This is a genomic window from Polaromonas sp. P1_G4 (assembly GCF_056405475.1).
In genome coordinates this window covers 1-4964 of sequence record NZ_JBFUCA010000318.1, presented here as the reverse complement: position 1 = coordinate 4964, position 4964 = coordinate 1, and the positions used below count along the sequence as shown (strand labels likewise).

The window sequence follows — 4964 nt, the reverse complement described above, 5'->3', positions numbered from 1 at the left end:
CGGTTGTACCGTGCTGCGCTGGTTTGAGGCGCTGGAAGCGGCATGCCTGCGCATCAAGCAGCACCGCGCCGACGCGCTGGTGGTGTCGCTGGGGCTGGACACCTTTGCCGAAGACCCCATCTCCAAATTCGCGCTGCTGCCTGGCGACTTTATCCGCCTGGGCGAACGCCTGGGCAAGTTGGGGTTGCCCACGGTATTTGTGCTCGAAGGCGGTTACGCCGCCGCGGCGCTGGGCACCAATGCCGTCAACGTCATTGAAGGTTTCGAGGGCGTCTGATATGGACCAGGTCGACTGTGTGGTGATTGGTGCAGGCGTGGTGGGCCTGGCGGTGGCGCGTGCGCTGGCCTTGCAGGGCAGGGAGGTAATGGTGCTGGAAGCCGCCGACGCGATAGGCGCAGGCACCAGCTCGCGCAACAGCGAGGTGATTCACGCCGGCATTTACTACCCACAGGGCTCGCTCAAGGCGCGGCTCTGCGTAGAAGGCAAGGGCCTGCTGTACGACTACTGCGCGGAACGCGGCATAGGCCACAAGCGCTGCGGCAAGCTGATCGTAGCGACCAGCGAGGCTCAGGTGGCGCAGCTGCAGGCCATCCGTGAAAAGGCCGCCGCCAACGGCGTGAACGACCTGGTACTGTTGACCCGCGAAGAAGCCCGGGCGATGGAGCCGCAACTCGAATGCGTGGCGGCGCTGCATTCGCCCAGCACCGGTATTGTCGACAGCCACGGCCTCATGCTGGCGCTGCAGGGCGATCTTGAGAATGCAGGCGGGCTTGTGGTGCTTAATTCGCCCCTGGCCCATGCGGAGTGTGCGCAAGCAGCTATTAATTTAATAGCAAAAGACGGTACGGAACTGCAAGCCAGGACCGTCGTCAACGCCGCCGGGCTGCAGGCCCAGCACCTGGCCAGCCGCTTTGCCGGCTTTCCGGCGCAGCATGTGCCGCCCAGCCATTACGCCAAAGGCAACTACTTCACCTTGCCCGGCCGTTCGCCCTTCAGCCGCCTGATCTACCCCGTGCCCGAAGCCGCCGGCCTGGGCGTGCACCTGACCATCGACCTAGGCGGCCAGGCCAAGTTCGGGCCCGATGTGCAATGGGTCGATTCACCCGACGACCTGGTGGTGGACCCGGCGCGCGGCGATGCTTTTTATGCCGAAGTACGCAAGTACTGGCCCGCATTGGCCGACGGTGCGCTCATGCCGGGTTATTCGGGCATACGCCCCAAGATCCAGGCGCCTCATGAGGCTGCCAAAGATTTTCTGATCCAGGGACCGCGTGATCACGGCGTGGCAAGGCTCGTCAATCTTTTTGGTATTGAATCGCCAGGGCTGACAAGCTCACTGGCAATTGGCGACTATGTGGGCCGGATGTTGCAAACGGCTTGATCTTTACTGCGCCGCCCACCCGCCATCCATGTTCCAGGCCACGCCGCGCACATTATTGCCGGCCGGTGAGCAGAAAAACACCGCCAGCGCGCCCAGCTCTTCGGGTGTGGTGAACTGCAGCGAAGGTTCTTTTTCACCCAGCAGTTGTTGCTTGGCGGCTTCGTTGCTGATGTTTCCGGCCGCGGCTTTGGCGTCCACCTGTTTTTGCACCAGAGGCGTCAGTACCCAGCCTGGGCATATGGCGTTGCAGGTGACGCCGGTGGTGGCATTTTCGAGGGCGGTGACCTTGGTCAGACCCACAATGCCGTGCTTGGCGGCGACATAGGCGGATTTTTCTGCAGAGCCCACGAGGCCGTGGACCGACGCCACATTGATGATGCGTCCCCAGCCCTTGCCTCCATTGGCGGCCAGCATGGCAGGCAATGCCAGGCGGGTGGCATGAAAGGCGCTGCTCAGGTTGATGGCGATCACAGCGTCCCATTTCTCGACCGGGAAGTTCTCGACGCGGGCGACGTGCTGGATGCCGGCATTGTTGACGAGGATGTCGACCTGGCCGAATTGCGCGGCAGCGAACCGCATCATGTCCTCGATGTCGGCGGGCTTGCTCATGTCGGCGCCGTGGTAGGCCACGCGCACACCCAGCGCTTCGATCTCGGCCTTGGGGCCGTCCACGTCGCCGAAGCCGTTAATGACGATGTTGGCGCCTTGCGCTGCCAGCGCCTTGGCGATGCCCAGGCCGATCCCGCTGGTCGAGCCGGTGACGAGAGCTGTTTTACCTTTGAGCATGATGTTTCTCCGGATGATTTACGATGGTTGAGCTGGGATTCTGAACAGCGCGCGGTGCAGGCTGCGCATCGCCGATTTTTCAAGCAATTATCAAGCCTTTGAATTGAACTGCCGCACCATGACCCAACCTACGCTGAACTACGTAAATTGCCCGGACGCCGCAGGCGGGCATCGCATGGCGTACTGGCAATGGGGCCAGCCGGACAGCACGCACGTTGTGGTGTGCGTGCATGGCCTGTCGCGGCAGGGCCGCGATTTTGACGTGCTGGCGCGCACGCTCTGCGAGCAGGCGCCGGACGGCATTCGCGTGGTCTGCCCCGACGTGGTGGGCCGTGGGGAAAGCGACTGGCTCAAAGACCCCATGGGTTACCAGCTGCGAGGCTATGCCGCCGACATGCTGGCGCTGCTGGGCCAGCTGCACGCGCAGGCGCCTGTGGTTTCGCTGGACTGGGTGGGTACCAGCATGGGCGGCCTGATCGGCGTGGCGGTGTGTGGGACGCCTGGTCTGCCCTTGCCCACGGCGGTGCGCCGCCTGGTGCTCAATGACGTCGGGCCGGCCATCCAGTGGCAGGCAATCGTGCGAATCGGCACCTATCTGGGGCAGGCCGGTCACTTCGGGTCGGTGCAGGAAGCGGCCGATGCCATGTGGGCGATTTCCCAAAGCTTTGGCCCGCACACGCCCGAACAGTGGCTGGCGCTGTCGCGTCCCATGCTCCGGCGCGTCTCGGACGCCGCCGATGCCAAGTGGCGCCTGCATTACGACCCGGCCATCGCTGTGCCGTTCAAGCAGGAGACCGAGGACTCCGCGCGCCAGGGTGAAGCCGTGCTCTGGCAGCTCTACGACAATATCAAGGCCGAAACGCTGGTGATCCGCGGCAAGCAGTCGGACTTGCTGAGCTCCCAGACGGCTCAGGCCATGACGGCCCGCGGCCCGCGCGCGCGCCTGGTGGAGTTCGACGGGGTAGGCCATGCGCCCACGCTGATCGCTGCGGACCAGGTGGCCGCCGTGTCGGGTTTCCTGCTTGGGTAGCACCCGGGTATTGAATTGGGTAATGCTGGGTAAGTGCCGCAATGCGGCGCTGCCAGCCTCGCAACTATTTGACTGAAGTTTCATGAAAAGCAATGTGGTCGGGCCCGGTAGCCCGACAGCCTCCCAGGGGGCGAACGCCTCCATCGTGACCGCTACGGCCGACAGCCTGCCGGACCAGCCGCATGCGCTGGCCCGTGCCCGGGCGTTTGCCGAGCCTCTGATCGCCAGCGAAACGCACGACACGGGTGAAAACATCCTGGCGCATGCCGACGCTGTGGCTGCCATCCTGAAAAACATCGGCGGTTCGGAAGCCATGCAGGCCGCGACCTACCTGGTGTATGCGTGCCAGCACCTGAACAAGCCGCAGGAAGTCATCACCAAGGCCTTCGGCGCCAACTACGCTGCACTGGCGCTGGAGACCACCAAATTGGTGCAGGTGCAGCGGCAGGCTCGTACTGCCAATGCCAAGGCGCATCTGCTGGACGACCCGGCCGCGCAAACCGAAAACGTCCGCAAGATGCTGCTGGCGTTTTCGCGCGACTTGCGGGTGGTGATGTTGCGGCTGGCGTCGCGGCTTCAAACCCTGCGCCATTACGCGGCCACCCGGCAACCTGCCCCTTTGCCGTTGGCGCACGAATCCCTGCATGTGTTTGCGCCGCTGGCCAACCGCCTGGGCATCTGGCAGATCAAATGGGAAATGGAAGACCTGGCTTTCCGTTTTCTGGAACCCGATACCTACAAGCAGACAGCCCGCCTGCTGGATGAAAAGCGCGTGGAGCGCGAAGGCTTCATGGAGGCCTTGCGTGCGCAGCTGGAGCGCGAACTGAACCAGAACGGCATTGCCGCGCTGGTGCAGGGCCGACCCAAGCACATCTACAGCATCGTTAAAAAAATGCGCGGCAAGTCGCTCGACTTCGAGCAGGTGTTTGACATCCGTGCCTTGCGTGTGATTGCCGCCGACGTGAAGGGCTGTTATGCCGCGCTCGGTTTTGTGCATTCCCGCTTCACGCCGGTGGACGGCGAGTTTGACGACTACATCGCCAAGCCCAAGTCCAATGGCTACCAGTCATTGCACACCGTAGTGCGTGACGATGGCGGGCGGGCGGTGGAGATACAGGTGCGCACGCAGGCCATGCATGACCATGCCGAGCACGGCGTGGCTGCGCATTGGGCCTACAAGGAGGCGGGTGCCAAGGGTTACGCGGGCGTGTCGGCCAGCAGCGAATATGACGCCAAGATCGCCGTGCTGCGGCAACTGCTCGCGTGGGAGAGGGATCTCTCGGGCCCGGCCTCCCAGCGTGCACGCGACGCCAAGCAGGGCCTGTTCGAAGACCGTATCTATGTTCTGACGCCCGATGCCGCCATCGTGGAGTTGCCGCAGGGCGCGACGACGGTAGATTTTGCTTACAGCGTGCACACCAGCCTGGGACACCGTTGCCGGGGCGCGCGCATTGACGGTGTCATGGTGCCGCTGAATACGCCCTTGCAAAACGGCCAGACGGTGGAAGTGATCACCGTGAAGGAAGGCGGACCTTCGCGCGACTGGCTTAACCCCGAGCTCGGTTTCTTGTGCAGCCACCGTGCAAAGTCGAAAGTCCGCGCATGGTTCAACGCGTTGGCCATGGAGCAAACCGTGGCCCGGGGTCGCGAGGCCGTGGAAAAACTGCTTCAGCGCGAGGGCAAGACCGCCATGAAGCTGGACGACCTGGCGGTGCAACTCGGCTTCAAGGCGGCGGATGATTTGTTTGAAGTAGTGGGCAAGGACG

At 63.5% G+C, this 4964-nt stretch carries 4 protein-coding genes and 1 pseudogene; 4 read left to right on the top strand and 1 reads right to left on the bottom strand.

Features of this window, described 5'->3' with window-relative positions:
* Nucleotides 1-277, top strand: a pseudogene (locus AC1D1X_RS15475) (histone deacetylase family protein); the annotation flags it as partial.
* Nucleotide 278: 1 nt separating this feature from the next.
* On the top strand, nucleotides 279-1382 hold the full coding sequence (locus AC1D1X_RS15470) for an NAD(P)/FAD-dependent oxidoreductase (RefSeq protein ID WP_477669241.1): 1104 nt from the start codon (nucleotides 279-281) through the stop codon (nucleotides 1380-1382).
* Nucleotides 1383-1385: 3 nt separating this feature from the next.
* Here the strand turns inward: AC1D1X_RS15470 and AC1D1X_RS15465 are convergent, their stop codons facing one another.
* Nucleotides 1386-2168, bottom strand: coding sequence for a 3-hydroxybutyrate dehydrogenase (locus tag AC1D1X_RS15465; protein WP_477649166.1), 783 nt, complete (start codon nucleotides 2166-2168; stop codon nucleotides 1386-1388).
* A 118-nt stretch (nucleotides 2169-2286) separates the two neighbouring features.
* Here AC1D1X_RS15465 and AC1D1X_RS15460 point away from each other — a divergent pair, with 118 nt between their 5' ends.
* On the top strand, nucleotides 2287-3198 hold the full coding sequence (locus AC1D1X_RS15460; RefSeq protein ID WP_477669242.1) for an alpha/beta fold hydrolase: 912 nt from the start codon (nucleotides 2287-2289) through the stop codon (nucleotides 3196-3198).
* A gap of 82 nt (nucleotides 3199-3280) precedes the next feature.
* On the top strand, nucleotides 3281-4964 hold a 1684-nt coding region (locus tag AC1D1X_RS15455), incomplete at its 3' end, for a RelA/SpoT family protein (RefSeq protein ID WP_477698594.1).

Bases quoted from the DNA above. Each gene is read 5' to 3' on its own strand.
- AC1D1X_RS15470 (WP_477669241.1), top strand. From the start codon at position 279: ATGGACCAGGTCGACTGTGTGGTGATTGGTGCAGGCGTGGTGGGCCTG.
- AC1D1X_RS15465 (WP_477649166.1), bottom strand. From the start codon at position 2,168: ATGCTCAAAGGTAAAACAGCTCTCGTCACCGGCTCGACCAGCGGGATC.
- AC1D1X_RS15460 (WP_477669242.1), top strand. From the start codon at position 2,287: ATGACCCAACCTACGCTGAACTACGTAAATTGCCCGGACGCCGCAGGC.